This is a genomic window from Anaerolineaceae bacterium oral taxon 439 (assembly GCA_001717545.1).
Lineage (GTDB): Bacteria > Chloroflexota > Anaerolineae > Anaerolineales > Anaerolineaceae > Flexilinea.
The window spans coordinates 1,394,757-1,419,661 of record CP017039.1 but is presented as its reverse complement, the minus strand read 5'-3'; the positions used below and the strand labels follow the sequence as shown (position 1 = coordinate 1,419,661).

Below are 24,905 nucleotides of genomic sequence, written 5' to 3'. Positions count from 1 at the left end.
AATTTTACCAGTCTTTCCCCCGCGAAAATTCGTTTCCGTCGATTCTTATTTTATTCTAAGGCGCGGCCTACACGACGTCCTCCGCGGAAACGTCTATAAAAAAGACGGGACCGAAAAAGCCCGGCCCCGTCCAGAAAACCGAAGAAATCGACGTTACAGTAAGCTTCGGAACAACGCGGCGATCTCCTCGACCGACGTATCGCGCGGATTTCCGGGACGGCAGGCGTCCGCGTATGCGCTTTCAGAAAGGAACTGAACGTCCTCTTCCTTCAGGATTCCCTTGAGATCGGCGGGAATACCGACGTCCTGAGCCAGCTTCCGAACGGCTTCGACCGCTGCCTTCCGCGCCTCTTCGATCGTCATCGATCCGGTCCCCTCAACGCCCATCGCTTCCGCGATCGCGCGGTACTTATCGCCGGTCGCCGGCGCGTTGTACGCCATAACCGTCGGCAGCAGGATCGCGTTGGCTACGCCATGCGGCGTATCGTACAGCGCGCCCAGCCCATGCGCCATCGAATGAACGATGCCCAATCCGACGTTTGAGAAGCCCTGCCCCGCGATATACTGCGACAGCGCCATCCCCTCGCGTCCTTCCGGTTTATTTTCAACCGCGGCGCGGAGCCATTTCGACGTCAGCCGAATCGATTCCAGATGGAACATGTCGGTCATCGTCCAGGCAGCTTTGGTAATATATCCTTCGATCGCGTGCGTCAGCGCGTCCATCCCCGTCGCGGCGGTCAGCCCCTTCGGCATCGACGCCATCATATCCGGATCGACAACGGCGACCTCCGGAATATCGTGAACGTCGACGCAGACGAATTTTCGCTTTTTCTCGACGTCGGTAATCACGTAGTTGATCGTGACTTCCGCGGCGGTTCCGGCGGTCGTCGGGACCGCGATCGTAAAGACCGCGTGATTCTTCGTCGGCGCAACCCCTTCGAGACTGCGAACGTCCGCGAATTCCGGGTTGCGGACAATAACTCCGACCGCTTTCGCAGTGTCCATCGAGGATCCGCCGCCAATCGCAACGATGCAGTCGGCCCCGCTGGCCTGGAACGCAGCCACGCCGGCCTGAACGTTTTCGATCGACGGATTCGGCTTAATATCGGAGAAAATCGCGTATTTGAAGCCGGCCTGATCGAGAAGATCGGTAACCTTCTTCGTAACGCCAAACTGGATCAGGTCCGGATCGGAGCAAACGAAAGCTTTCCTGAACCCGCGTCCGGTTAATTCAGGGACGATATCGTTGATCGCGCCCTTTCCATGATAAGAAATCGTGTTTAATACGATACGCTGAGACATTTCACACTCCTTGATCCTGATTTATTTATTGATACAGCGGGCCATAATGCTTACAGGCCGCAAAATCCGCCGATTCCTTATTCTCAGTTCCGAACGACGCCCAGGCATGGGGCCGGTAGATTTTCCCGTCCTCAACGTTATGCATCGTGACCGGGATCCGCAGCATCGAAGCCAGCGTGATCAGATCGGCGCCGATATGACCGTAAACGGTCACGCCATGATTCGCGCCCCAGTTCGCCATGACCGAGTAAACGTCCGTAAACGCGCCGGCTCCGGTCAGCCGCGGCGCGAACCAGGTCGTCGGCCAGCTGCGGTCGGTCCGGTGATCGATCGCGGTATGCGCCGCGTCCGGAAGCGAAGCGGTATACCCCTCGGCCAGCTGCATCGTCAATCCGACGCCCTCCACGATATTCAGCCGCAGCAGCGTCACCGGCATTTCAGCGTCGCAGCGGAAATGGCTTGAAAAACCGCCGCCGCGGAAATATTCGTAATTCGCCCGGCACCAGTCCGTCGCCGCCAGCATCGCCTGAATATCCTTCTCGGTAACGTCCCACCATTTCTTCATGCAGCCGTTTCCGTCGGCGTCCTTTACGACGCCGCTTCCGTCGAGCGCGGTCGCTCCCGAGTTGATCAGGTGAATAAACCCGTTTTCAACGACGCCGCTCGGCATGTAACCGGTAACGCGTTTCGTCGCTTCAGGGCTCCAATACGTCCGGACGTCGTGGAAGCAGGGCGCGCTGTTGGTCAGGAATGTCCCCAGCATCATGGAAGCGCCGTTCAGCGTGTCGTTTTCGGTCGCGAACGGCGTCGGCGCTTTAATCCCGTTCCAGTCGAACGAGGAAGCCAGGATCGCTTCGGTAAAGTCGGCGTTCGGAAGCCAGTCCGTCCAATTGCGCTGACCCTGGAAGCCGCCGGCGACCGCGTTCTTGCCGAGCGATTCCTCGTGCCACCCCAACTCAGCCAGCTTCGGATTTCCATACAGGATATCGCGCATAACCAGCGTCATCTTCGCGATAAATTCCCAGTCCTGATCGGCGGGAATGTGCTTCGAATGCGTAATGACGAACGGGAGGTCCTTTCCGGCGTTGACGTCGTATCCCTCCTTGCAGTTTGCTTTAATCCACGTCAGCGCCTTTTCGTATTCCGCGGGATCGTAAATCCCCAGCGTAACGCGACGCAATATTTCCGTCATGTCGACGAACTCAGCGCGGATCCCGAAAGTCTTCTGGAATACGGAGATATCGCAGTACGACCCCATAATCCCCATCGAAACCGCGCCGAAATTGACGTACGCTTTATTTCTGATCCAACCGACGACGACCGCCCCACGCGCGAAACGCAGGATTTTTTCCGAGACGTCCGCCGGGATCGTCGAATCCGACGCGTCCTGGACGTCATGGCCATAAATCGCGAACGCGGGTAAGCCGCGCTGCGCATGCGCCGCCATGACCGCCGCTAAATAAACCGCGCCCGGCCGTTCCGTCCCGTTGAAGCCCCAGACCGCCTTGATCGTTTTCGGGTCCATATCGAACGTTTCCGACCCGTAGCACCAGCATGGCGTTACCGATAACGTCGCGACGACGTTTTCGCGGCTGAACTGCTCGGCGCAGCGCGCAGCCTCAGCGCCGCCGCCGATCGTCGAATTCGCAATCACGCATTCAACCGACTTCCCGTCAGGATAGCGCAGCGTCGAGCTGATCAGCTCGGCGGCAGATTTCGCCATGCCCATCGTTTTCGCTTCAAGCGATTCCCGAACGCCGCCCCAGCGGCCATCAATAACAGGTCGTATTCCTATTTTCGGATAGTTCATTTCAAGCTCCTTTTAAATTTTCGATACGCGTCCCGCCAGTCTTCGGAGGGCCGCCCTTCGTAACGAACGATCTTTTCCGCTTTCCCGATCAGCGCACGTCCAGCGTTCAAGTTCGGGACTGCGCCCAGCGCGGTCAGTTGAATAACGATATTGCCGAGCGCGGTCGCCTCGACCGGTCCGGCGACAACCGGCAGCTCGCAGCAATCCGCGGTAAAGCGGCAGAGCGTCGCGCTTTGCGCCCCGCCGCCGATCAGGTGAAGCGCTGCGAACGTTTTTCCGGTCGCAGCGCTCATCCGCTCTAACCCCAGCCGGTAGCGGAGCGCCAGGCTTTCGTAAATACAGCGCGTTATTTCGCCGGCGGTCTCCGGGACCGGCTGTCCCGTCGTCCGGCAGTACGCCCGGATCCGATCCGGCATGTCACCCGGCGCGTTGAACGCCGGCGCGTCCGGATCGATAAACGAGCGCAGCGGCGCCGCCTCGCCAGCCAGCTTTTCCAGCTCGCCATACGTATAATTCGTCCCCCGCCGCCGCCATTCGCGCCGCGACTCCTGAATCAGCCAAAGTCCGATAATATTTTGGAGATAGTTAATCTTTCCGTTCGCGCCGATCTCGTTCGAGAGCGACGCATCAAGGCTCTCGCGGGTCAGGATCGGCTCGTCCAGCTCTGTCCCCAACACGCTCCACGTCCCGCAGGACAAAAAAGCCACGTCGGTTCGATCCGTCGGGATCGCCGCCACGGCGCACTGCGTATCATGCCCGGCGGCGGCTACGACACGGACGCCGTTTCGCTCGCCGATAACCGTGCCCGAAGGAACGAGCGGCGCGAATTTTCCAACGTCCAGCCCCAACGCGCTCAGCGTCTCCGTATCCCAGCGCCGCGTCAGAGGATTTAACGCCTGCGACGTGGACGAAATCGTCAGCTCGGAAACGGGCCGTCCGCCCAGCGTATAATTAAAAAAATCCGGCATGAATAAAATCGTCGCCGTTTTTTCATATACTTCGGGCGCGTCCCGCTTCAGCGCGACCAGCTGAAAAAGCGTATTCAGGTCTAAAAACTGGTTCCCGGTTCGCCGGTAAAGCGTTTCCGCGCCGATTTTTTCGATCACCTGCGCGGCGACTCCTTCGGTTCGCCGGTCCCGGTAATGAACCGGCGCTTCGATGAGCCGGCCTTCCGCGTCTGAAAGCGCGAAATCGACGCCCCAGGTATCGACGGAAACGCTCTCAAACGCGCCGGCTTTGGCAGCGCCTTCGCGGATATTCGCCGTCAGCGCGTCGATATCCCAGCGCAGCGTTCCGTCCTTTTCAACCGGGACGTTCTCGAACCGATGCACCTCCTCGGTTGAAAGCGTCCCCGCCGCGCCGTCGTAAGCCGCCAGGATCGCCCGCCCGCTCGACGCGCCTAAATCGATCGCCAATAACTTCCTGACGCCGCTCATTTTACGACGCCCTTCTTTAAGATGATATTCGCGTAAATCGCCTTTTCGCCGGACGCGACAATCGCGTACGCTTTTTTCGCCCGCTCGTAAAACGCGAATCGCTCGATCATCTCGATCTGACAATGGTCGGGATCATGCGCCTTCAGGATCCGTCGATACTCGTCCCAGATTGTCGGAACGACCGGATCACCCGGAACGACTTCCATCAGCCCGACCGGTCGAGCCGCGTACTGATCCAACGGCATCAACGTCAGAATAGCGTCCAACAGCTCTGGAACGCCATGCCCATCCGCCCGATGCACCGCGATACAATCTCTCCCAACGCTCTCCGCGGGGAAATTCCCATCTCCGATCACGATTTCATCGCCATGGCCCATCTCCATCAGCGTCATCAGCAGCGACGGGGAAAGAATCGAAGGGATGTTTTTCAGCATGTCGGGGTCTCCTTTCGCGAAACCTGCCTGAAGCTCAGCTGTATTTCTTATAGCCCGGATGGCGTCCGGTTACTCTATAAAACGAGCGCAGATCGATCAGCTTTTGAATATTCTCCCGATCGATATCCTTGCTCCCGCCTAAAATCTCGGCGTTGATCGTAATCTTTGCCCAGAGTTCGAGCGACTCCATGCGGTAGAACGCCGTGTAAACGTCCGCGCCGACCGCGAGCGCCCCATGATTCGTGAGCAGCATAACGTCATGCTCCTCCAGGTAGGGCTCGATCGCGTCCGGGACCTCCGACGTCGACGGCGTCCCGTACGGCGTCAGCGGGACCGAGCCGATCACGGCGACGTCCTCGATCATGTTATACATATCCATCGGACGATGCGCCACGGCGAAACCGGTCGCTCCCGGCGGATGCGCGTGCACAACCGAAAAAACGTCGTCGCGCCTATCGTAGCAGCGCAAATGCATTTTCAGCTCGCTGCTCGGACGGTAGCCTTCCGCCGCCTCCAGGACCTCGCCCTTCCCGTTCAGCAGGATTAATTTCTCCGGCGTGATGAAGGACTTGCTGATCCCCGTCGGCGTCGCTAGGATCGTCCCATCCTCTAATTTCGCGCTGACGTTTCCGTCGTTCGCCGCGACCCACCCCAGCTGCCACATTTTATGACAGACATCGCAAATTTGTTCTTTGACGGTGTTAATATCCATTTTCGCCTCCTTCTGAATCGTCTGAACCAAATTCAGTTGCAATATTTACGCTTGCGATATCTTGAATTATAAAAAGAAATCGTCGAAGCCCATGGTTTTTACCGACCAAAACTGTTATAATATTCACATTCAGGATGACGTCTCTCTTTCCGGATTGCCTGAACAAGCCAGGAGCGCAGCATGATCAAAAGCACGGTTTCGCAGGAAAACCAAACGCGCGGCACGTTCGATTTCCCGCTCGAATACTACTTCGTCGACCGGACCCATCCCCGCTACCAGATGCCCTTTCACTGGCATATCGAATATGAACTGATCCTGATCGACAGCGGCGCTTTCACGCTCCGGCTCGACGACGAAACGATCGAGATGAACGCCGGCGACGCAGTCCTGATCCCCGACGGCTTTATCCATGGCGGCCTGCCGCATGACTGTGTCTATGAATGCGCCGTTTTTGACTTCGCCCGTTTCCTCGAAGAAACGACGATCGGAAAGCGTTCGCTCCTGAAGGTCCTGACCGAAACCGCGCTGCGTCATCACGTTTTCCCGGCCGGAAGCAAGCCCGCCGACATAATCCAAGCGCTGATGGTAGAGCTGCGGAATAAAAAATTCGGCTATGAACTCACGGTTCACGGCCTGATCTGGCAGCTCATGGGGTCGCTCGTCGACGAAACGTCGCGGAATCCAGCCGCAGATCCGCATCCGAAAGACTGGCGGCGGATCGACCAGATGAAAAAAGTCCTGAGACGGATCCGAAAGGACTACGCGACCGACCTGACGCTTCAGGACCTGGCTGACGAAGCCAACCTGGTCCCGAAATACCTCTGCCGCGCTTTCCGGGACCTGACCGGACGGACACCGATCGAATATCTTAACTATTATCGAATCGAATGCGCCGCGGAAAAGATGATCGTAACAACGGAGCATATCACAGAAATCGCGCTCGCCTGCGGCTTTCACGACCTGAGCTACTTCTCTAAAACGTTCAAAAAGTATAAAGGAATGTCCGCGCGTGATTTTCGTAATAATCGGATCGCGCGCAGCGAAGCCGAACCGGCGGAGTCCAATCCGAACTGAACGAGCCGTCCGCCGATATTTTTACGCAATCGTCCAGTTTCATTCCGTAATTATGACATTCGTCAGTTTATCATGATGAAAGTCATAATTCCTTGCGAATGTGAATATCATCCAAATTTAGACCGCATTCGTCATTGCAGGAGACTACCCTGTGCGCTAAACTTCGAATATCAATAACAGTCATGATATTTCCGCCAGCAATAGCAGAACAAAAAAAGTGAGGTGCTTCAGTGAATTCCGGTAAATCCGCAGCCAACGGTACAAACGAAAACCCGGTCATCCTGGAAATGAAAGATGTCGGCATGCGTTTTCAGGGCGTTCACGCCTTGAAACAATGCAGCTTCGAACTTCGGAGAGGGGAAATTCACGCGCTCGTCGGAGAAAACGGGGCGGGGAAATCGACCCTGATGAAAGTTCTGGCCGGAATTTATCAGGCGGACAGAGGCGAAATTTTTTATAACGGCGAACGCGTTTCGTTCAGGAACCCGAAAGAGGCGCAGGACGCCGGGATCGCCATCGTTCATCAGGAACTGAACCTGATGAACCACCTGACCGCCGCGCAGAATATTTTTATCGGACGCGAAGGGACGTCGTTCTTCGTCAACGACGAAACGATCAACCAGAAGACGCGGCGGCTCTTCGAACGGATCAGGATGGATATCAGCCCAACCGAAAAAGTCGGGAACCTGACCGTGGGGAAACAGCAGATGGTCGAGATCGTCAAAGCGATCTCCTTCAACGCGAAGATCCTGATCCTCGACGAACCGACCGCCGCGCTGACGAAAACCGAAGTCGTCGAGCTGTTCAACGTCATGAAGGACCTGAAAGCCCATGGCGTCACCATGATTTACATCTCGCACCGCATGGACGAAATTCAGGCGATTACCGACCGGATTACGATCCTGCGCGACGGCGAATACGTCAAAACTCTCGTCACGAAGGATACGAACCTCGACGAAATTATCCAGGCCATGGTCGGGCGGGTCATTTATATCGAGCCGAAAACCGGATCGAGTATTCCCGATTCCGCCCCGGTCGTTCTCGAAGTTCGCGGACTGACCTCCCGCGACGTGCATGACGTGTCGTTCGATCTCCGAAAAGGCGAAATCCTCGGATTCGCAGGCCTCATGGGCGCCGGGAGAACCGAAACCGCCCGGCTGATCTTCGGGGCCGATCCGATCGAGAGCGGCGATATCTATAAAAACGGGAACAAGCTGAAAATAAAAGCCCCGGTCGACGCCGTCCGCGCCGGAATCGGCTATCTTTCCGAAGACCGGAAGCGTTACGGACTCGCGGTCGGGCTCTCCGTTTCCGATAATACCGTCCTCGCCGATCTCGAAAGCTTTACGCGGAACGGCTTCGTCGACGACGGGAAAATCCGCGGCACGACCGAAACGTACGTTAAGAAAATCAATATCAAAACTCCGACCGTCTCGCAGCTCATCCGCAACCTCTCCGGCGGCAATCAGCAGAAAGTCATTATCGCGAAATGGATCGTACGCAATTGCGACGTGCTGATCTTCGACGAGCCGACCCGTGGGATCGACGTCGGCGCCAAAAACGAAATCTATAAGCTGATGACGCTGCTCGCGGAAGAAGGCAAGTCCATCATCATGATCAGTTCAGAATTACAGGAAATCCTGCGCATGAGCGACCGCGTCGCCTGCATGTGCGAAGGGCGGATCACGAAAATCCTCAATATCGAGGAAGCGTCGCAGGAAACCATCATGAAATACGCCACCCGGCGAAATTAAAGGATTAGAAAACTCATGGAAAATCTCAAACGTAAATTCGACCTTCAGCAAATTCTCGCTCCGGCGGCTTTGGTTATCCTGTATATTTTCTTCTGTTTATTCGGGAAGAATTTCTTCTCGACCGGAACGCTGGTCAGCATTCTGGACAGCACGTATTACGTCGGCCTGATGGCGTTCGGGATCACGTTCATTATTATCACTGGAGGAATCGATCTCTCGATCGGGACGAATATGATGATGTCCGCGCTGATCGGAGGTTACCTCTATACGAAAGGCATGAATATCTGGATCGTCCTGGGGATCGTCGTCCTGATCGCGACGATCGTCGGCTGGATCAACGGGATCCTCGTCGCGAAGCTCAAGCTCCCGCCGTTTATCGCGACGCTCGGGACGATGATGATGACGCAGGGGTTCGGCGCGATTGTCACGAAGGTCCAGACGCAGCGCTTCCCCTCCGGGTTCGACGTCGACGGCCTCTATAAGCAGGTCTTCTATAAAACCGGCGGCGGCTTCCCCAGCGGTATTATCTACATGATTCTCTTTTTCCTTATCGCCTGGATCCTGCTGACGAAAACGCGTTTCGGCCGTTACGCCTACGCGATCGGCTCGAACGAAGAATCCGTCCGGCTCTCCGGCGTCAACGTTCCGTTTTGGAAAATCGCCGTCTATATTGTCTGCGGCTTCTTCTGCGGCCTTGCGGCGATCGTCTACGCCGCGACCTATACGACGATCATCCCGGGAACCGGGAACGGGCTGGAAATGAACGCGATTGCGGCGGTTATTATCGGCGGAACGTCGATGTCCGGCGGCGTCGGGACGATGTCCGGAACGCTGATCGGCGCGTTCCTGATGTCCGTACTGAAAACCGGGCTGATGTCGATGGGACTGCAGGGACATTTCCAGACCTTCTTCACCGGTCTCGTCGTCATCCTCGCCGTGCTTCTCGATATCTATCGGAATAAAAAAGCGAACGCTGTCAGGATAGATTGAACCCGTGGTTAACCCGGCGGACTTTTCGCGTCCGCCGGCATCAAAAATTTTTGGGAGGAACCCTCATGAAAAAGCTTTTAGCCGTATTACTGATTGTCGCGTTGGTTTTACCCCTCGCCGCCTCGGTCGCCGTCGCGCAGGATAAACCCTACATCGCCATCGTATCCAAAGGTTTTCAGCATCAGTTCTGGCAGGTCGTCGCCAAGGGCGCGCAGGCCGCCGCCGAACAGTACGGCGTCGAGATCACGTTCGACGGACCGCCGACGGAGTCCGATATCGCGATTCAGGTCGACATGCTGAAATCCGCGATCGATAAGAAACCCGCCGCCATCGCGCTCGCTGCGCTGGATACCGAATCCGTCAAGGAACAGCTCGCAACCCTGAAAGACGCTGGGATCCCGGTTGTCGGGTTCGACTCCGGCGTTCCGGGCGCTCCCGAAGGTTCGATCTACGCGACCGCTTCGACCGATAACAAAGCCGCCGCCGCAATTGCTGCTGAGCATCTTTTCGCGGACGAAAGCTTCGCCGCCAAAGTCGCCGCCGCGACCGCCGACGCTCCGATTACCGTCGCCGTCATTTCTCAGGACGCGACTTCAGAATCGATCGTCTCCCGAACGACCGGCTTTATCGATAAACTCGTCGAACTCGTCGGCGAAGACCTGACCTCCGTTGAAGGTCACGATAAATACGCGCGTGCGAACGACGCCGCCGTCCTGAAGATCGTCGTCAACGTTCCGGCGACGACCTCCGCCGCGGACCAGAAGACCGGCGCTGAAGCGCTCCTTTCGCTCGAACCTGCCGCGATTTACGCCTCGAACGAGAACGCCGCCGGCGGCGTCCTCGCCGCGTCGAACGACGGCTCGGATTTCGATTCGGAAAAAGGAAAATTCAAGGATATTATCGCGATCGGTTTTGACGCCGGTAAAACCCAGCGGACCGCCGTCGAAAAAGGCTGGTTCCTTGGTTCCGTGACCCAGGACCCGTATCAGATCGGCTTCAAGGCCGTCGAACTCGCGGTAAGCGCGATCGAAGGGAAAGCCGCTGAATCCGAAATCGTCGACACCGGCGCGAAATGGTACGACGCTGGGAACCTGGACGATCCGGCGGTTTCCGAGCTGGTTTACGAATAAGGCGCGTTCTAGTCAAGCGCAAACGATTGAGAGGGGCGTCCCGAACGCCCTTCTTTTCTTAACACCACGGAATTTGCGAACCGGATATGACGATCGTCATGATTTTTACAGTTGAAAATTACTTTGAGCGCCAGACAATCAGCGTATAATGAATCCAATATTTGCGACAGCAAACCTGAACGTCGCGACAATCTGGAAAGAGGAAAAAAATGAAGAAAAATATGTTTTATATTTTGATTAGCATACTGCTTATGATTGCCATATCGGTTACCTCCTGTTCGAAAGAAACCGAAACGGAACCGACTTCAGGAGCCGCTGTCGGGAATTCGCAGGCGGCCGCCGATGTCGGTTCGGTAAAACGGATCGCCGTTATTCTCGATCCTGTCGGCGTAAATCCCTTCCTGACGCAGGTTGTCGACAAAATCGCGGAGATCAGGGAAGCCGGGACCTACCCTATGGAATACACGATTGTAGAATGCACTGACTCAGCAGCATGGGCCGAAAACGTCCGGGCGTCCGTCGAGGAAGGCTACAACCTGATCCTTGCCGTCGGCTGGCAGGGGGCGGATCCGATCAGTCAGGTCGCCGCCATGTTCCCTGATAAAGCGGACTATGCGATTATTGACACGATCGCCAACAACGAAAACGTTACCTCCTACGTTTTCAAACCGCAAGAAGCCGCCTACCTGATCGGGATTGTCGCCGGATCGGTCAGCCGCGATCTCGGGAAACCGGACGGCCCGTTCTGCGGCGTGCACGCGAATCCGGGACAGGGCGGATTTGAATGGCAGTATGGCTACATCGAGGGGATTAAATCGGTCAACCCGAACGTCACAAACGACGATTTCATTTTCAATTATACGAAATCCTATACCGACGCGCCATTGGCAAAAGAATTAGCGCTGCAGCAAGCCGCCCAGGGATGCGTCTTTATCAACGCGGCTTCAGCCGTCGCCGATCAGGGAACGTTCGAAGCCGCGCTCGAAAAAGGATTCTACACCTCAGGGCAGGACGCCGATCAGACAAGGCCGGACAACCCATATATCATCACGACCCAGGTTAAATATACCGGCGTCGTCACCGAAATGATCTTAAAAGACTTCTTCGGCGAAGGGCTGCCCAAAACCGTTATCAGCCTCGGATTAAAAGAGGGCGTCGTCGGCGCGACGTACATCACCGACGATGGCGTCAATCCGCGCAACAGCGAAATACTGACCGATGAAATCGTCAAAACGGCACGCGAAGCGGCTGAAAAAATCAAGAACGGCGAAATCGTTCTCAACGTCCCACTTCAGGAAGATTATATGAAACAAAAGTAACCGCATTTTACTCCGATATATTTAAATCAGAGGTCAGGCAAATTGCCGCTTATTTCGGCGACAATTTGCCTGCTTCAGCGGATCGTGCACAAATCGCGATTCGCCGGCGATTGACCATTCTAAAGAGAATCTTATGGCAGAAGAGAAAAATCAGGCAGGCCCCCATCAGGATAGAAACGACCGTCAAACCGTCCTGAGAATGGAAAATATTACGAAAACGTTCGGACCTCTCGTTGCGAACGATTCGATCCATCTGACGCTCAAGAAAAACGAAATTCTCGCGATTATCGGCGAAAACGGCGCGGGAAAGACGACGTTAATGAAAATCCTTTACGGCTTGGAACAGGCGAATGAAGGCAAAATTTACATAAATGAAAAAGAAGTCTCAATTCGGAACGCCGCAGACGCGATCGCGCTCGGAATCGGCATGGTTCAGCAGCATTTTATGCTCTTCGATCCGTTTACCGTTGCAGAAAATATCGTTTACAGCCGAGAGCCCCGGCGCGGTCCGGTTTTCGACCTTGAATCCGCCGCCCGCGTTGTTAAAGATTTATCCCGGGAAACCGAGCTTCCGCTCGATCCGAACGCGAAAATCGAAGGAATGCCGGTCGGCCTTCGACAACGCGTTGAAATCTTCAAGGTTCTCTATCAAAACGCTAAAATTATTATCTTTGACGAGCCTTCCGCCGTCCTGACGCCACAGGAAACGCGCGAGCTCTTGAAGACAATCAAAAAACTGGCCGCTTCCGGAAAAAGCATCATTATTATCACGCATAAGCTCAACGAGGTCATGGAAATTGCCGATCGCGCCGTTGTCCTTCGCGCCGGAAAGGAAGTCGCGAACGTCAGCGTCGCCGACACGTCGATCGAAGAACTTTCCTATTTCATGGTCGCACGGACGCTGAACCAAAACCCAATCGCGCATACCCGTCCCAAAGCGGATATCCTCGTCGTAAACGAACTATCGATTCAGGGTCTAAGCGTGAAACCAATCCTGGATCGAATCTCGCTTCATGTCGCCGGGGGAGAAATCGTCGGAATCGCCGGCGTATCCGGAAACGGCCAGTCCGAATTCATATCCGCCCTGTTCGGCCTGAGAAAAATCGACAGCGGCGAGATTCTCGTCAAGGGGGAAAGCATCGTCAACCACGACGTCAAGGCAATCCGCAACGCCGGCGTATCGCTGATCCCGGAAGACCGGAATATCTGGGGAATCGCCAGACAGGCTAAAATCAGCGAATCAGCCATCATGGGCCATCAGGAAAAAATCGACTTTTCCAGGCGCGGAATCCTGAATATCCGCGCAATCCGGAATTTCGCGCTGAATATCGTCCAGCAGTATAAAGTCAAAACAGACAATATCGCACTCAGGACCAGTTCGCTTTCCGGAGGAAACGCGCAGAAGCTTATCGTCGCCCGCGAGATATCGCAGAACACGCCGCTCCTGATCGCAGCCGAACCGACACGCGGGATCGATATCGGCGCGATGGAATTCATTCACGAAAAATTGATCGAAAAACGCAACCATGGCGACGCAATTCTATTAATATCTTCAGAACTCTCGGAAATCATGAAGCTCTCGGATCGGATTTACGTGATCTTCGAGGGGAAAATAAACGGCGAATTTCAACACGGCAACGTCACAGAAGAAGAATTAGGCTACCTGATGGTTGGAGGAGAAAAGAAATATGAATAATTCGGAAAAGAATTTTCAACGGACACTCCGCAGCGCTGCCAAAACCATAGCGCAGCCAACAATCGCCATTTTCTTTGCGCTCGCCGCCGGCGCTGTTGCGATTCTTCTGACCGGGAATTCGCCGATATCCATCTATCGGGCCATGCTGAAAGGCGCGTTCGGTGGTCAGTACTACCTGTTTGCAACGCTCGCGCGGGCGACACCGGTCTTGATCTGCGGACTGGGAGCCGCGATCGCCTGGGCTTCGAATTACATGGGCATCGGCGGGGAAGGGCAGATGATCCTCGGGGGATTCGTCAGCGCGATCGTCGGTCTGTACGCGCCGGGCCCCGTCTGGGTTCGATGGACGCTGGCTTTCGCCGCCGCGATCGCCGCAGGAGGCGTCTATTCCGCCCTGTCTGCCTGGCTCCTGGACCGGTTTAAAATGTCGCTGGCGATTTCAACGCTGATGATGAATTACATCGCGCAATATGTCATGCTTCACTATACGCAAAATCATTTCCTTGACTTGTCGACCGATGGGAAAATGGTCCAAACGGAAATGCTTCCGCTGGAAATGCGCTTGCCGATCATTATCAAAAACTACAACCTGCACGCCGGTTTCTTCCTGGCAATCCTGCTCGTTTTCGCGATCTGGTTCCTGATGTATCGGACGACGTTCGGTTTCGAATCAAGAATGAGCGGATTTAATATCCGTTTCTGCGAATACGGCGGCGTCGACAGCAAAAAAATCATGTGTCGGACACTTTTATTAAGCGGAATGATCTGCGGATTTGCCGGCATGATCGAGGTCTTCGGCGTCCAATATCGTTATGTCAACGGTATTTTCGTTTCCGCCAGCTACGCATGGGTCGGACTCAACGCCGCGCTGATTTCCGGATATAACCCAATCGGAATTTTATTCACGTCGATTATCCTCGCCGGAATCCAAACCGGCGGCTCCTTAATCGCCCGTTCAACGAACGTTCCAATCGAAATCTCAGCGATCATCCAAGGCTGTATCACGCTGTTTATTTCAGCCCGGTTCCTGCTGAAATTCAGGGTTCCCCGCCGTTTCCGCCACCGGTGCCGCCCGAACCCTGCCATGGAAACGCTTAAAAACCCAGAGGGAGCCAACACATGAATTTCGACACAGTTTTCTTAGCCGTCGTCCTCAACTCGACAATCCGCCTGACGACGCCGATTCTATTCGTTGCGCTTGGATCCGCGTTTTGCAACCGGGTTTTTATTTTCAATATCGGGCTGGAAGGCATGATGCTGGCGGGCGCATTTTCAGCGATCGTCGCTAATTTCTATACGAAGAGCGTAGCGTTATCAATCTTCTCCGCTATGATCGCGTCCATGCTGGTAGCCTGGCTCGCCGGTATTTTCATGGTGAAACTCAACGGCGCGATGTTAGTCGTCGGCGTTTCGATTAATACGCTGATGAGCGGATTGACGACATTCCTGATGCAGCTGATTTTCGGTATAAAGGGCGCGTTCGTCAGCTCGGACCTCGTCAGCCTGCCTAAAATCGACGTGAGCTGCCTTCGGGGCTCGCCGTTCCTGTATACGCTTTTTGATTCGCTGACCTGGCTTGACCTGTTTGCATTTGTTCTGGCGTTCGTCCTGAATTTCGTCCTGTTCCGAACCGTCGCCGGCTTCCACATGCGCTCCGTCGGAATCAACAAAGACGCGGCGAACAGCCTCGGCATTAACGGCGATCGAATCCAGATTCTGACGATTATCTTCTCCGGGGCGTTATCCGGTCTGGGCGGCGTACTGCTGACGATGGGCGGGGTCACCCTCTTCGCGCAGAATATCACCGCCGGCCGCGGCTATATCGCCATGGCGTCCGCTTCCCTCGGCGCAGCCCACCCAATCGGGACGATCGTCTCCAGCGCTTTTTTCGGGCTGGCGCAATCGCTCGCGAATTTTCTTCAGAATTCGTCGATCAGTTCCGAATTAACCATGGCTATCCCTTATGCGGCTACCATTTTCGCGTTGATGGCCTATAATTCGTTCAGGCTGCGCAGCCCGCAGCGTCAATCTGAACCTAAGTAAAGAGCAGGTACTGTAAAAAACATGTTTACGACAGCGTTTTACAAAAAATCCGCGGATTATGTCCGATCCAGAATTAATTTCACGCCGGACCTCGGAATCATCCTGGGGACCGCGTTAGGTGGAATCGCCGATGAAATCGAAGATCCGATCGTTATTCCATACGCCGATATTCCGAATTTCCTCGTTTCAACCGCCCCCGGGCATGCCGGGAAGCTGATCCTTGGAACGATTGAAGGGAAAAAAGTCATCTGCATGTCCGGACGGTTCCATTACTACGAAGGGTATACCTTCGAGCAATTAGCCGCGCCGGTCCGCCTTTTCAGGGATTCAGGCGTTTCCCGTGTGATCCTGACCAACGCCGCCGGCGGAGTTAATCCGGATTATCGTCCCGGCGATATCATGATCCTCAAGGATCACCTGAACCTCGTCGGCGCCAGTCCCACGCGCGGGGAGAACCTCCCTGAATATGGGCCCCGTTTCTTCGACGTAACCGATTTATATTCCGCGAAGCTGCGCGCCGTCGCGATCGGAACGCAGCCGCATACCGATCTGACGCTGCATGAAGGCGTATACATGTACTTCGTCGGGCCGCATTTCGAGACCGCCGCGGAAATTCGCGCGGCGCGGATCCTCGGCGCGGACGCCGTCGGAATGTCGACGGTTCCCGAAGTCCTGACCGCGCGCCATGCCGGCTTGCCGGTCCTGGCTGTATCGCTGATTACGAACATGGCGACGGGCGTCATCGACCAGGAATCGGCCCACGCAATGGTCGACCGTACCGCGAAAGCGGTGGAAACGCGGTTCCGCGCCTGGTTCCGGGTCCTGCTGCGCGCGTTACCGTAAACGGAGAACCGCTCACAATGCGAACTTTGTTAAAAAACGCGATCCTGCTTGTCGAAAAGGATCGTTGGGAGACGGTTCCGCGCGGTTTCCTCGGAATAAACGATCAGCGAATCGATTACCTCGACGCCATTCCCCCGGCGCAATCCTACGACCACGAAATCGATCTGGAAAATCATCTGATTCTGCCCGGTTTTTTCAACCTGCATGCGCATACCGGTATGACTTCGCTGCGCGGGATCGGGAGCGGCCTGCCGCTGCATCGTTGGCTGAAAGAGGCGATGTTCCCCCGGGAAGCAAAATTTTCGCCCTCGGATATTCAGCGCAGCTCGCAAATCGCGATCCTGGAAATGATCGCGTCCGGAATCGTCTCGTTCAGCGACATGTATATTCAGCCATGGCTGACCGCGGCGCTCGTCGAAACCAGCGGAATGAAAGCCAATCTCTCCGTTCCTTTCGCGTCGAAAGATTTTTCCAGACCCGAAATCGATCAGGAACGGATCGATACGGCCGTCAAAGTCTTTCAGGAGTATCATCAGAGCGCCGAAGAGCGAATCCGGATCGACTTCGCGATTCACGCCGAATATACGTCGCTCAAGGCTTCGGCGCAAGCTTATTCGGAAGCCTGCCAGAGCTGCGGCGCACGGATGCACCTGCATCTCGCCGAAACGGAAGCGGACGTCAAAGGGTGTATCGAACGCCATGGCGTCACGCCGGCCGCTTTTTTCGCCGGGATCGGAACGTTCGAAAACCCCACCAACGCCGCGCACTGCGTCGTCCTCAGCGACGCGGATATCGAAATTCTGAGAGAAAAAGGCGTTGCGGCTATTCATAACCCATCCAGTAACATGAAGCTCGGAAGCGGGTTCATGCCGATTCGAAAGCTCATGGACGCCGGTATTCCCGTCGTCCTCGGAACCGACTCCACCGCAAGCAACAATAATCTGAATTTTCTGGAGGAAATACATCTGGCTTCGCTGATTCACTGTGGAGCGGCGCACGATCCGACGATCCTCAGCGCGGAAGAAGTCCTGACGATGGCGACTTCCGCCGGCGCGGCGGCGCAAGGGCGGAACGATACGGGAAGGCTCAAGGTCGGAAATAAAGCGGACCTGGCGATCTTCGACCTTGACAGGCCGCATCTCATGCCGGTTCACGACGCCCCGGCGCTGATCGTTTACGCAGCGCAAGCGTCCGACGTCGTATGCACAATTGTTGATGGAAAAATGATTTATGATCATGGAAAATACCTGACGGTCGACGCCGAAAAGGCCAAAGCCGACTATCGGCAAAGCTGCGCCAGGATTCATTAAACGAACAGAACGGAGAACGCTTATGGAACGAGCGGATCGGGGCTTAGCCTTCATGCTCCAATATGAGAATATCGCGTGGTACGAAAACGGAACCGTCCGGATTTTAGATCGCCGGGTCTATCCGACGAAAGTCGAATTTGTCGAATGTAAAACGGTTCAGGAAGTCGCGAAAGCGATTACCGACATGGTTACGCAGAGCGCCGGTCCCTATACCGCGGCGCAGATGGGCATGGCGTTGGCAGCGTATCAGGCCCGGAATCAGGATGAGAACGGCTGGCTCGATTTCATGAAGAAGGCGGCCCATACGATCGCGCACGCCCGACCGACAACGGTCGACCGGATGACGATTCTGGTCAATAAATCCCTGGACGCCGCGATCGCTGCGCGCGAAAAAGGCGAAAACGTTCCGCAATCCCTCGTCGACCATGCCATCCGCGCCAACAACGCCCGATACAGGAAAATCGGGAAGATGGCGGAATACCTGCTGGACATGCTTCCTCAAAACGCCAAAGTCCTGACTCAGTGTTTCGGGGAAACGATCGTTGGGCAGACGCTCCGCGCCGCGCGTGAACGCGGAAACGAGCTTAAAATTTTCTGCGCTGAGACGCGGCCCTACTTTCAGGGCGCGCGGCTGACCGCTTCCGTCGCGAAAGACATGGGCTTCGATACCACCGTCATCACCGACAACATGCCCGCCTTTACGATTCAGAAGGAAAAAATCGACGTTTTCACCTCTGCGGCGGACGTGATCTGCGGCGATGGGCATATCGTCAATAAAGTCGGGACCTTCCAAATCGCTATCGTCGCGAATTACCTGGGAATCCCATATTTCGCGACCGGCGCGCCAGACAAAGGGCATCCGACGATCGATACCGTTCAAATCGAAATGCGCGATCCTGAATTCACGCTTCAGGCAATGGGCGTCCGAACCGCGATGGCGGGGGTGAAAGGATATTATCCGGCGTTCGATATTACCCCGCCGCGTTTAGTCAGCGGCGTCGTCACGGATCTCGGCGTTTTCTCGCCGTTCAACCTCGCGCAATACGATAAAGCCAATGGAGAAGGAGAATACTGATGAATCGGAATGAAGCGCGGAGCGCGGTCATATCCGCCGCAAAAAATGCATTTACCGCGAAGCTTTTCGCCGGGACGAGCGGAAATTTATCGATCCGGATTCCGGAAGAGAATCTCGTCGCGATCACGCCGACGAGCGTCCGTTACGAAACGATGACCGCTGAAGATATCGTCCTGATCGACCTCGATGGGGAAATCGTCGAAGGACGCTACAAACCCTCCTCGGAATGGCAAATGCACCTGGAAGTCTTTCGTCGGATGAAGACGGTTAACGCCGTCGTCCATACCCATTCCCCTTACGCGACCGCCTTCGCCGTCGTCCATCGCCGTATCCCACAGGTCCTGATCGAGATGATCCCGTTTTTAGGCGGAGACGTCCCGCTCGCCGAGTACGCTCCGCCGGGAACGCTGGAATTAGGGAAAAGCGTCGTTCGGGCGCTTGGGAACGACCGTTTCGGCTGCCTGATGGCGAATCATGGCGTCCTGACGATCGGAGAAACGATCGACCAAGCTTACCTGCGCGCGGAATACGTTGAAGACGCTGCGAAGATTTGCGCCTACGCCGAAGGGCTTGGGAAACCGATCCTGATTTCATGATGGCGCGCCGTCATGAAGACGCCGAACCACGGCCGCACGCTTCGCTCGCGATTCGCCCCGATCCATCCGGAAGGCTCAGGCGATCCTCCGCTTTCGGGTAAAATCGAATCATGAGTACCGAAGAGCTGATCCGAACCGCGGCATCCTTCCTGTCCGTCGCTCCGGAACGGATCGTTAATTTCCGCCCCGATCCCGGCGGCTTAAATAATCGCACCTACCGTTTTGAAAGCGACGGTGTCCTATATTTTTTACGCGTTCCAACGCCGGCAAGCCGTCTCTTTTCCTCCTATGCGAATGAGATCGCGATCTGCAACGCGCTCCGGGGAACCGGGATCGCCAACCGCGTCGTTCGAATCGACCCGGATACAGGAATCAAGCTTTCGTTCGCCGAGACGGACGTTCGGACGATGAATCCGCTGTCGGGCGAGGAAATCGCCCGCGCGTTGACGGCGCTGCGCAGACTGCATCATCTTTCCGTCCCAATGTTGAGCAAAGAAACGCTTTTCGAGCGGACCCGCCGTTTCGCCGGGATTGTAAGCGCGAAAAAGATCGCAATCGACGCCGAAACCCAGGATCAACTGGAGAAGCTTTGGAAATTGGAACCACTCCTGAACGATCGCCCGCGCGTCCCTGTTCATGGCGACCTGCTGCCGGAAAACGTCCTGATCTTTTCCGACGGGAGAGCTATCCTGATCGATTTCGAATTCGCCGCGCTCGGCGACCCTTTGGAAGATCTCGGCTCGCTGTATTGCCACCTGCCGCCCGAATCGATCTCGCCAGACTTCTGCCTCAAAACATACCTGAACCGGGCGCCGACGGAAACGGAAACGCACCTGATCTTTGTCTATGCGACGCTGACCGCGCTCGGCTGGCGCCTTTGGGCGCGGCTCAAAATTCATGAAAACGAGAACGTCCGCGATATCGGCGCCTACAACCGCCTCATGATCGACTACACGACAAATCATCAGCTGCCGGCTATTCCGGGCCCGATCGCGGCCAGAGAGAATCGATCATGAGCGCGAAGACCCTGATGATTGCCGGAACGATGTCGTCCGTCGGAAAAAGCCTGATAACCGCCGGGCTTTGCAGACTGTTCGCGCGGAACGGCGTATCCGTCGCCCCGTTTAAGGCGCAAAACATGAGCAACAACGCGGCCGTCTGCGCCGATGGCGGCGAGATTGGCCGCGCTCAGGCGATTCAGGCTCAGGCCGCCAGAATCCTGCCGACGGTCGACATGAACCCGATCTTAATGAAGCCCGAGGCGGACTATAAAAGCCAGATCATCGTCCAGGGCGCGCCGATCGGAACGTTCAGCGGACGGGACTACTACCGCATGCGCGAAAGCTTATGGGGAAACGTTACCGAAAGCCTCGACCGTCTCCGCGAAGCGCATGAGCTGGTCCTGATCGAAGGGGCGGGCAGTATCGCCGAATTGAACCTGGCGGGAAACGATATCGTCAATCTTCGCGTTGCGCGCTATGCGAACGCGCCGGTCCTGCTTGTCGGGGATATCGATCGAGGCGGAATCTTCGCGCAGCTTCTCGGGAGCCGTTCGCTTCTCGATCCGGGCGATCAGGCACGGATCCGCGGCTTCATCGTTAATAAGTTCCGCGGCGACAGCGCGCTCTTCGCCGACGGCGTCCGGATCCTCGAAACGCGGCCGCATGGCGCTCCAGTCGTCGGTGTCGTCCCCTGGCTCAAGCGTCATCGGATCCCGGACGAAGACGCGGCCGCCTTCTCGGACGGCGTCTCTCCCGATCCGAACGCCGCGAAAATCGCCGTGGTCCAGCTCCCGCATATCAGCAATTTCGACGATTTCGACCCGCTGAAATATGAGAAGTTTGTCGATCTTCGCTACGCGAAAAAGCCCGCCGACCTGACGCAGTCGCGCGCGATTATTCTTCCCGGTACGAAAAACACGATCGGCGATCTGCGCTGGCTCCGAAAAAGCGGACTTTTCGATGAAATCCGAAAGCGCTATGAAAACGGGACGCCCGTCGTCGGAATCTGCGGCGGGTATCAGGTTATGGGGACCCGAATAAACGAAGGGGCCGAAAGCGAGAGTGGGTTAAGCATCCTTCCAATCGAAACCCAGTTCAGCGAGACAAAGACGACCTGCCAGGTCACGCGCCGCGTCGTCGCGGATCGCGGCCTTTTCGCAGCGCTGAACGGCGAAATCGTTTCCGGCTATGAAATTCATCATGGCCGAACCGCTTCAACCGCTCCGCTTTTTTCCGCGGTCGACGACGCCTCGGAAACGGATGGATCGCTCGCGCCCGACGGAAAAAGCTTCGGAACTTATCTTCACGGTCTTTTCTTCAACGATTCGTTTCGCCGAAGCTGGCTGAAGTCGCTCGGGATCGCGCCCGATCCCGAAAACGACGCGGCGAAAATCTCGGACGCGTTCAACGCGCTCGCGGATCATCTTGAAAAGAACCTGAATATCAGCCAGCTCAAGCGTATCCTGAACGAAAGCGAAGCGGGATGATCGCTGGAACCGCCATGCTTCTCGCGTTCGCGCTGGATTGGTTCCTCGGCGATCCGCCAACCGCGCTGCACCCGGTCCGCGCGATGGGAAGCTGGATCGGCTTTTTTTCGAACCGAGCGCTCCGTATCGCGCCCGAAAAAAAGCTCGGGCGGTTTCTCGCGGGAACGGCGGCGATCCTTTCCGGCGCCGCCTTCTTCGCCGCGCTCCTGTTTTTCGTTGAGCGGCGGACTGCCTCGTTTCCTGATTCGGCGAAAATCCTCCTGTACGCGCTGCTGCTGAAGCCGATGTTCACGCTGCGCGGGCTTCTCCGCGCCGGGGCTGAAATCCGCGACGCGCTCGTAAAGGGCGACCTGATCGAGGCCCGCCGATTGACCGGATGGCACCTGGTCAGTCGGGATACGTCGCGGCTTTCAGAAAGCGAAATCGCGTCGGCCGTGATCGAATCGCTCGCTGAAAACCTGACCGACAGCTTTTTCGCCCCGCTCCTGTTTTTCGCCGTCGGAGGACTCCCCGCCGCCTGGGGCTATCGTTTCGTTAACACGGCCGACGCGATGATCGGGTACCGAAACGAAAAATGGAACTGGATCGGGAAGACAGGCGCACGGCTCGACGACCTGCTGAATTATCTTCCGGCGCGGCTCTGCGCATTGGCGCTCTGCGCCGGCGCGGCGGCCTGCGGAGCTGACGCAAGGAACGGATGGGCCCTGCTACGCTCCGACCATGGGAAAACCGAAAGTCCCAACGCAGGGTGGACGATGGCCGCGGCAGCTGGGGCCCTCGGCGTCCGGCTGACGAAACCGGGCTGTTATGTCCTAAACGAACGCGGAAGGGAGCCGCTGCAACATGATCTTCAGATGACGATCCAACTCGTGGGAACAGCCGCAACATCTTTAGCCTTTCTTTTGTTGTCCTGCGTAGTAATATTAAATTTAATGTTTTAAAAATATAATCCACATATAAATTAAAATACTGCGCATACCCTACCAAAATACAAAATGGCACAGCAACCCAGTCTGTTTCATAACGGTTGATTGCGTCCCGCCAGCTTTCCCAAATTCCGCTTGCGATAGGTCTGCGTCCTTGTGGATTATTCGCAACCTTGTCCCTACTGCGGCTTTGGATTACCCTCTATATATTTAATTACCCATCACCTAAAATCATAATTTATCATATGTAATAATTTAAAATATTCATGCTCATCGATAGCAGGAGGCGCGCGCCATTTAAAAACATATACAAACTATATAGAATATTGATCAAACTAATTCTTCGAAAAAACAAGAGTTCAAGCCAAGTGTTTGAAAAAAAGATATAGCTGCGTCTATTTTCTTTTCGAAATCGGGTTGATAATCAATGTAATCCGGATAGAAGTACTGCTCATGGATCATAACGTGGTAGATATTTGAGATTTGACGGGACAGCAATGGCGTAATTTCGTCAAGTGAAACTGCATTGAGCACTATGTTGTTACAGAGAAAAGAGATATCCGTTTCCGAATCATGCCATAAACGATATTGTTGAAGGATGGAAGCCTGTTGGGAGGTAAGGTAATATCGCAAGGCCCTACGATCGTTTATAGGAAGAAACATTCCGATAAGACCGCGAACTCCTTCTTTGCGAAGTGCAGTGCAAGTCTCTTTTGTAGCACACACATAGTGAAGCGTTGTAGTAGCATCCGTAGCCGCTTTCCCCGCAATGCGATGCATCTGCACCATCACCGCGCGGTAATCAGCCAAGACATTGTCCGCCGCTGCGTTATCATAAGGAAAAGGGGGATCGTTCGCGTAAGCATGAAAGGAAAAACGCAACCAACCCGAATTCTGCTCTAATTCATTCCTCCAAATATCCGGCACATCTGCTAACGAAAATTCATTCAGTGCGTAGCAGTAATACATATTCAGCTGAAATTTTGTCCCGTAGGCAAAATACATTCTTCGCAGCATAGCGGGATAAGGATGGTCGAATACACTACCCAAATTACTTTTGGTACATTCCTCTAAAAAGCGGATGTTATCGTCTATCGTAAAGCAATACACACCCGCCGCTCGTCCCGCGATCATTAGGCACTCGCGACAATGCGCGCCACCATATCTGCAAGGAAAGGCTCCCATGTCCTCCAGCCATGCTTGCCATGAGAAGTCTGCAAAGAACAATCTGCCCCTCTTTTGGTCAGCGCATGTGCGAAGTGAAGAATATCGTTGTACATAAAATCCTCTGTTCCTGTATAGATTTTGAATTTAGGAAATGCGGCGACACATCCGTGTTCGAGAAGGAAGAACAGATCGTCAGAGGTGTCGCGTATATGCCGATCGCCTAAAATTGCGTCAAAATGAAATTTATTCAGCTGTGGTGCGCCATCGTTCCTTTCATGGACAAAACCCTGTTGAGCGATTCCGACGATATCAGTAACAGGAGAAAGCAGATATGCTTGTGCAAATTGATTTGGTTTTTGCAGGGCAAGCTTTGCTGCTCCATATCCTCCCATGGAAATTCCACTAACAAAACTATGCGCGCGGGAAATATCCAACTGTAGCCACTGCTGTAATATCTGAGGAACCTCTTCGGAAATATGTTTCCAATACGGCTGCCCATAGGAGGTATCCATGTAAAAACTACATTGCGCTTCAGGCATTATCACCGCCAAAGGGGCTCCTGAACAGTATTGGACCAATGCGCTATTGTAGATAAAAGATGCATGCCCATCCGAGTATCCATGCAGCAGGTATAACACGCTCTTGATTGGAGATGCATCCGGTAACAGAGCATAAAGCGATACCGGCCGATGAAGAAGCTGGGATTGGAAACAGATTGTCGCAACAGCCATAAACTCACGAACCTTTCAGCAAAGGAAGGCAGAGAATGATTCTCCGCCTTCCTTTGGCAGCAAAAGACA

22 protein-coding genes are annotated in these 24,905 nt (G+C 55.2%); 15 read left to right on the top strand and 7 right to left on the bottom strand.

Annotated features, from left to right (window positions below):
• Positions 1-153: 153 nt before the first annotated feature.
• Genes BEQ56_06400 through BEQ56_06380 form a run of 5 tightly spaced genes read right to left on the bottom strand, consistent with a single transcriptional unit; the run spans position 154 to position 5,694 of the window.
• A complete protein-coding gene (locus BEQ56_06400) occupies positions 154-1,302 on the bottom strand; it encodes a lactaldehyde reductase (protein ID AOH43140.1) in 1,149 nt (382 codons plus the stop codon).
• A 25-nt stretch (positions 1,303-1,327) separates the two neighbouring features.
• A complete protein-coding gene (locus tag BEQ56_06395) occupies positions 1,328-3,112 on the bottom strand; it encodes an L-fucose isomerase (GenBank protein ID AOH43139.1) in 1,785 nt (594 codons plus the stop codon).
• The gene (locus tag BEQ56_06390) at positions 3,109-4,548 is read right to left on the bottom strand and encodes a carbohydrate kinase (GenBank protein ID AOH43138.1); all 1,440 of its coding nucleotides are present in this window, start codon (positions 4,546-4,548) and stop codon (positions 3,109-3,111) included. Before BEQ56_06390 ends, BEQ56_06395 begins: the two co-directional genes overlap by 4 nt.
• Entirely contained in the window at positions 4,545-4,982 is a 438-nt protein-coding gene (locus BEQ56_06385; protein AOH43137.1) for a fucose isomerase, read from the bottom strand. Before BEQ56_06385 ends, BEQ56_06390 begins: the two co-directional genes overlap by 4 nt.
• Before the next feature lie 34 nt (positions 4,983-5,016).
• A complete protein-coding gene (locus BEQ56_06380) occupies positions 5,017-5,694 on the bottom strand; it encodes a fuculose phosphate aldolase (protein AOH43136.1) in 678 nt (225 codons plus the stop codon).
• 180 nt (positions 5,695-5,874) lie between these two features.
• On the opposite strand from BEQ56_06380, the gene BEQ56_06375 reads away from it, so the two are divergent.
• The 15 genes from BEQ56_06375 to BEQ56_06305 all read left to right on the top strand — a co-directional run bounded on the left by BEQ56_06375 (position 5,875) and on the right by BEQ56_06305 (position 22,953).
• Entirely contained in the window at positions 5,875-6,768 is an 894-nt protein-coding gene (locus BEQ56_06375) for a hypothetical protein (GenBank protein ID AOH43135.1), read from the top strand.
• A 287-nt stretch (positions 6,769-7,055) separates the two neighbouring features.
• Positions 7,056-8,522: a D-xylose ABC transporter ATP-binding protein gene (locus tag BEQ56_06370; GenBank protein AOH44435.1), complete on the top strand. Its 1,467-nt coding sequence runs from the start codon at positions 7,056-7,058 to the stop codon at positions 8,520-8,522.
• A gap of 15 nt (positions 8,523-8,537) precedes the next feature.
• Entirely contained in the window at positions 8,538-9,512 is a 975-nt protein-coding gene (locus BEQ56_06365; GenBank protein ID AOH43134.1) for a ribose ABC transporter permease, read from the top strand.
• 65 nt (positions 9,513-9,577) lie between these two features.
• Positions 9,578-10,642 (top strand): hypothetical protein, encoded by a 1,065-nt coding sequence (locus BEQ56_06360; protein AOH43133.1) that lies wholly within the window; start codon positions 9,578-9,580, stop codon positions 10,640-10,642.
• A gap of 209 nt (positions 10,643-10,851) precedes the next feature.
• Positions 10,852-11,961 carry a hypothetical protein gene (locus BEQ56_06355; protein AOH43132.1) on the top strand — a complete coding sequence of 370 codons (1,110 nt, stop codon included), beginning with the start codon at positions 10,852-10,854 and terminating at the stop codon, positions 11,959-11,961.
• Positions 11,962-12,094: 133 nt separating this feature from the next.
• Positions 12,095-13,657, top strand: coding sequence for an ABC transporter ATP-binding protein (locus tag BEQ56_06350; protein AOH43131.1), 1,563 nt, complete (start codon positions 12,095-12,097; stop codon positions 13,655-13,657).
• A complete protein-coding gene (locus BEQ56_06345) occupies positions 13,650-14,780 on the top strand; it encodes a hypothetical protein (GenBank protein AOH43130.1) in 1,131 nt (376 codons plus the stop codon). Before BEQ56_06350 ends, BEQ56_06345 begins: the two co-directional genes overlap by 8 nt.
• A complete protein-coding gene (locus BEQ56_06340; protein AOH43129.1) occupies positions 14,777-15,700 on the top strand; it encodes a hypothetical protein in 924 nt (307 codons plus the stop codon). The genes BEQ56_06345 and BEQ56_06340 overlap by 4 nt, the downstream gene beginning before the upstream one ends.
• Before the next feature lie 21 nt (positions 15,701-15,721).
• Entirely contained in the window at positions 15,722-16,543 is an 822-nt protein-coding gene (locus BEQ56_06335; protein ID AOH43128.1) for a purine-nucleoside phosphorylase, read from the top strand.
• 17 nt (positions 16,544-16,560) lie between these two features.
• Positions 16,561-17,853, top strand: coding sequence for a hypothetical protein (locus BEQ56_06330; protein AOH43127.1), 1,293 nt, complete (start codon positions 16,561-16,563; stop codon positions 17,851-17,853).
• Between the two features lie 22 nt (positions 17,854-17,875).
• On the top strand, positions 17,876-18,928 hold the full coding sequence (locus tag BEQ56_06325; GenBank protein ID AOH43126.1) for an S-methyl-5-thioribose-1-phosphate isomerase: 1,053 nt from the start codon (positions 17,876-17,878) through the stop codon (positions 18,926-18,928).
• Positions 18,928-19,524: a hypothetical protein gene (locus tag BEQ56_06320; GenBank protein ID AOH43125.1), complete on the top strand. Its 597-nt coding sequence runs from the start codon at positions 18,928-18,930 to the stop codon at positions 19,522-19,524. Before BEQ56_06325 ends, BEQ56_06320 begins: the two co-directional genes overlap by 1 nt.
• A 110-nt stretch (positions 19,525-19,634) precedes the next feature.
• Entirely contained in the window at positions 19,635-20,540 is a 906-nt protein-coding gene (locus BEQ56_06315) for a hypothetical protein (GenBank protein AOH43124.1), read from the top strand.
• Positions 20,537-22,012, top strand: a complete 1,476-nt coding sequence (locus tag BEQ56_06310; GenBank protein ID AOH43123.1) for a cobyric acid synthase CobQ — start codon at positions 20,537-20,539, stop codon at positions 22,010-22,012. The genes BEQ56_06315 and BEQ56_06310 overlap by 4 nt, the downstream gene beginning before the upstream one ends.
• Entirely contained in the window at positions 22,009-22,953 is a 945-nt protein-coding gene (locus tag BEQ56_06305; protein AOH43122.1) for a cobalamin biosynthesis protein CobD, read from the top strand. The genes BEQ56_06310 and BEQ56_06305 overlap by 4 nt, the downstream gene beginning before the upstream one ends.
• A gap of 315 nt (positions 22,954-23,268) precedes the next feature.
• Here the strand turns inward: BEQ56_06305 and BEQ56_06300 are convergent, their stop codons facing one another.
• Entirely contained in the window at positions 23,269-24,072 is an 804-nt protein-coding gene (locus BEQ56_06300; protein AOH43121.1) for a hypothetical protein, read from the bottom strand.
• On the bottom strand, positions 24,072-24,656 hold the full coding sequence (locus tag BEQ56_06295) for a hypothetical protein (GenBank protein ID AOH43120.1): 585 nt from the start codon (positions 24,654-24,656) through the stop codon (positions 24,072-24,074). The genes BEQ56_06300 and BEQ56_06295 overlap by 1 nt, the downstream gene beginning before the upstream one ends.
• Positions 24,657-24,905: the final 249 nt, after the last annotated feature.

Excerpts from the sequence above, each read along its gene's own strand:
- BEQ56_06390 (AOH43138.1), bottom strand. The coding sequence starts at position 4,548 with ATGAGCGGCGTCAGGAAGTTATTGGCGATCGATTTAGGCGCGTCGAGC.
- BEQ56_06400 (AOH43140.1), bottom strand. The coding sequence starts at position 1,302 with ATGTCTCAGCGTATCGTATTAAACACGATTTCTTATCATGGAAAGGGC.
- BEQ56_06385 (AOH43137.1), bottom strand. The coding sequence starts at position 4,982 with ATGCTGAAAAACATCCCTTCGATTCTTTCCCCGTCGCTGCTGATGACG.
- BEQ56_06380 (AOH43136.1), bottom strand. The coding sequence starts at position 5,694 with ATGGATATTAACACCGTCAAAGAACAAATTTGCGATGTCTGTCATAAA.
- BEQ56_06335 (AOH43128.1), top strand. The coding sequence starts at position 15,722 with ATGTTTACGACAGCGTTTTACAAAAAATCCGCGGATTATGTCCGATCC.
- BEQ56_06355 (AOH43132.1), top strand. The coding sequence starts at position 10,852 with ATGAAGAAAAATATGTTTTATATTTTGATTAGCATACTGCTTATGATT.
- BEQ56_06305 (AOH43122.1), top strand. The coding sequence starts at position 22,009 with ATGATCGCTGGAACCGCCATGCTTCTCGCGTTCGCGCTGGATTGGTTC.
- BEQ56_06330 (AOH43127.1), top strand. The coding sequence starts at position 16,561 with ATGCGAACTTTGTTAAAAAACGCGATCCTGCTTGTCGAAAAGGATCGT.
- BEQ56_06320 (AOH43125.1), top strand. The coding sequence starts at position 18,928 with ATGAATCGGAATGAAGCGCGGAGCGCGGTCATATCCGCCGCAAAAAAT.
- BEQ56_06300 (AOH43121.1), bottom strand. The coding sequence starts at position 24,072 with ATGATCGCGGGACGAGCGGCGGGTGTGTATTGCTTTACGATAGACGAT.
- BEQ56_06345 (AOH43130.1), top strand. The coding sequence starts at position 13,650 with ATGAATAATTCGGAAAAGAATTTTCAACGGACACTCCGCAGCGCTGCC.
- BEQ56_06350 (AOH43131.1), top strand. The coding sequence starts at position 12,095 with ATGGCAGAAGAGAAAAATCAGGCAGGCCCCCATCAGGATAGAAACGAC.
- BEQ56_06310 (AOH43123.1), top strand. The coding sequence starts at position 20,537 with ATGAGCGCGAAGACCCTGATGATTGCCGGAACGATGTCGTCCGTCGGA.
- BEQ56_06315 (AOH43124.1), top strand. The coding sequence starts at position 19,635 with ATGAGTACCGAAGAGCTGATCCGAACCGCGGCATCCTTCCTGTCCGTC.
- BEQ56_06375 (AOH43135.1), top strand. The coding sequence starts at position 5,875 with ATGATCAAAAGCACGGTTTCGCAGGAAAACCAAACGCGCGGCACGTTC.
- BEQ56_06360 (AOH43133.1), top strand. The coding sequence starts at position 9,578 with ATGAAAAAGCTTTTAGCCGTATTACTGATTGTCGCGTTGGTTTTACCC.
- BEQ56_06395 (AOH43139.1), bottom strand. The coding sequence starts at position 3,112 with ATGAACTATCCGAAAATAGGAATACGACCTGTTATTGATGGCCGCTGG.
- BEQ56_06340 (AOH43129.1), top strand. The coding sequence starts at position 14,777 with ATGAATTTCGACACAGTTTTCTTAGCCGTCGTCCTCAACTCGACAATC.
- BEQ56_06370 (AOH44435.1), top strand. The coding sequence starts at position 7,056 with ATGAAAGATGTCGGCATGCGTTTTCAGGGCGTTCACGCCTTGAAACAA.
- BEQ56_06365 (AOH43134.1), top strand. The coding sequence starts at position 8,538 with ATGGAAAATCTCAAACGTAAATTCGACCTTCAGCAAATTCTCGCTCCG.
- BEQ56_06325 (AOH43126.1), top strand. The coding sequence starts at position 17,876 with ATGGAACGAGCGGATCGGGGCTTAGCCTTCATGCTCCAATATGAGAAT.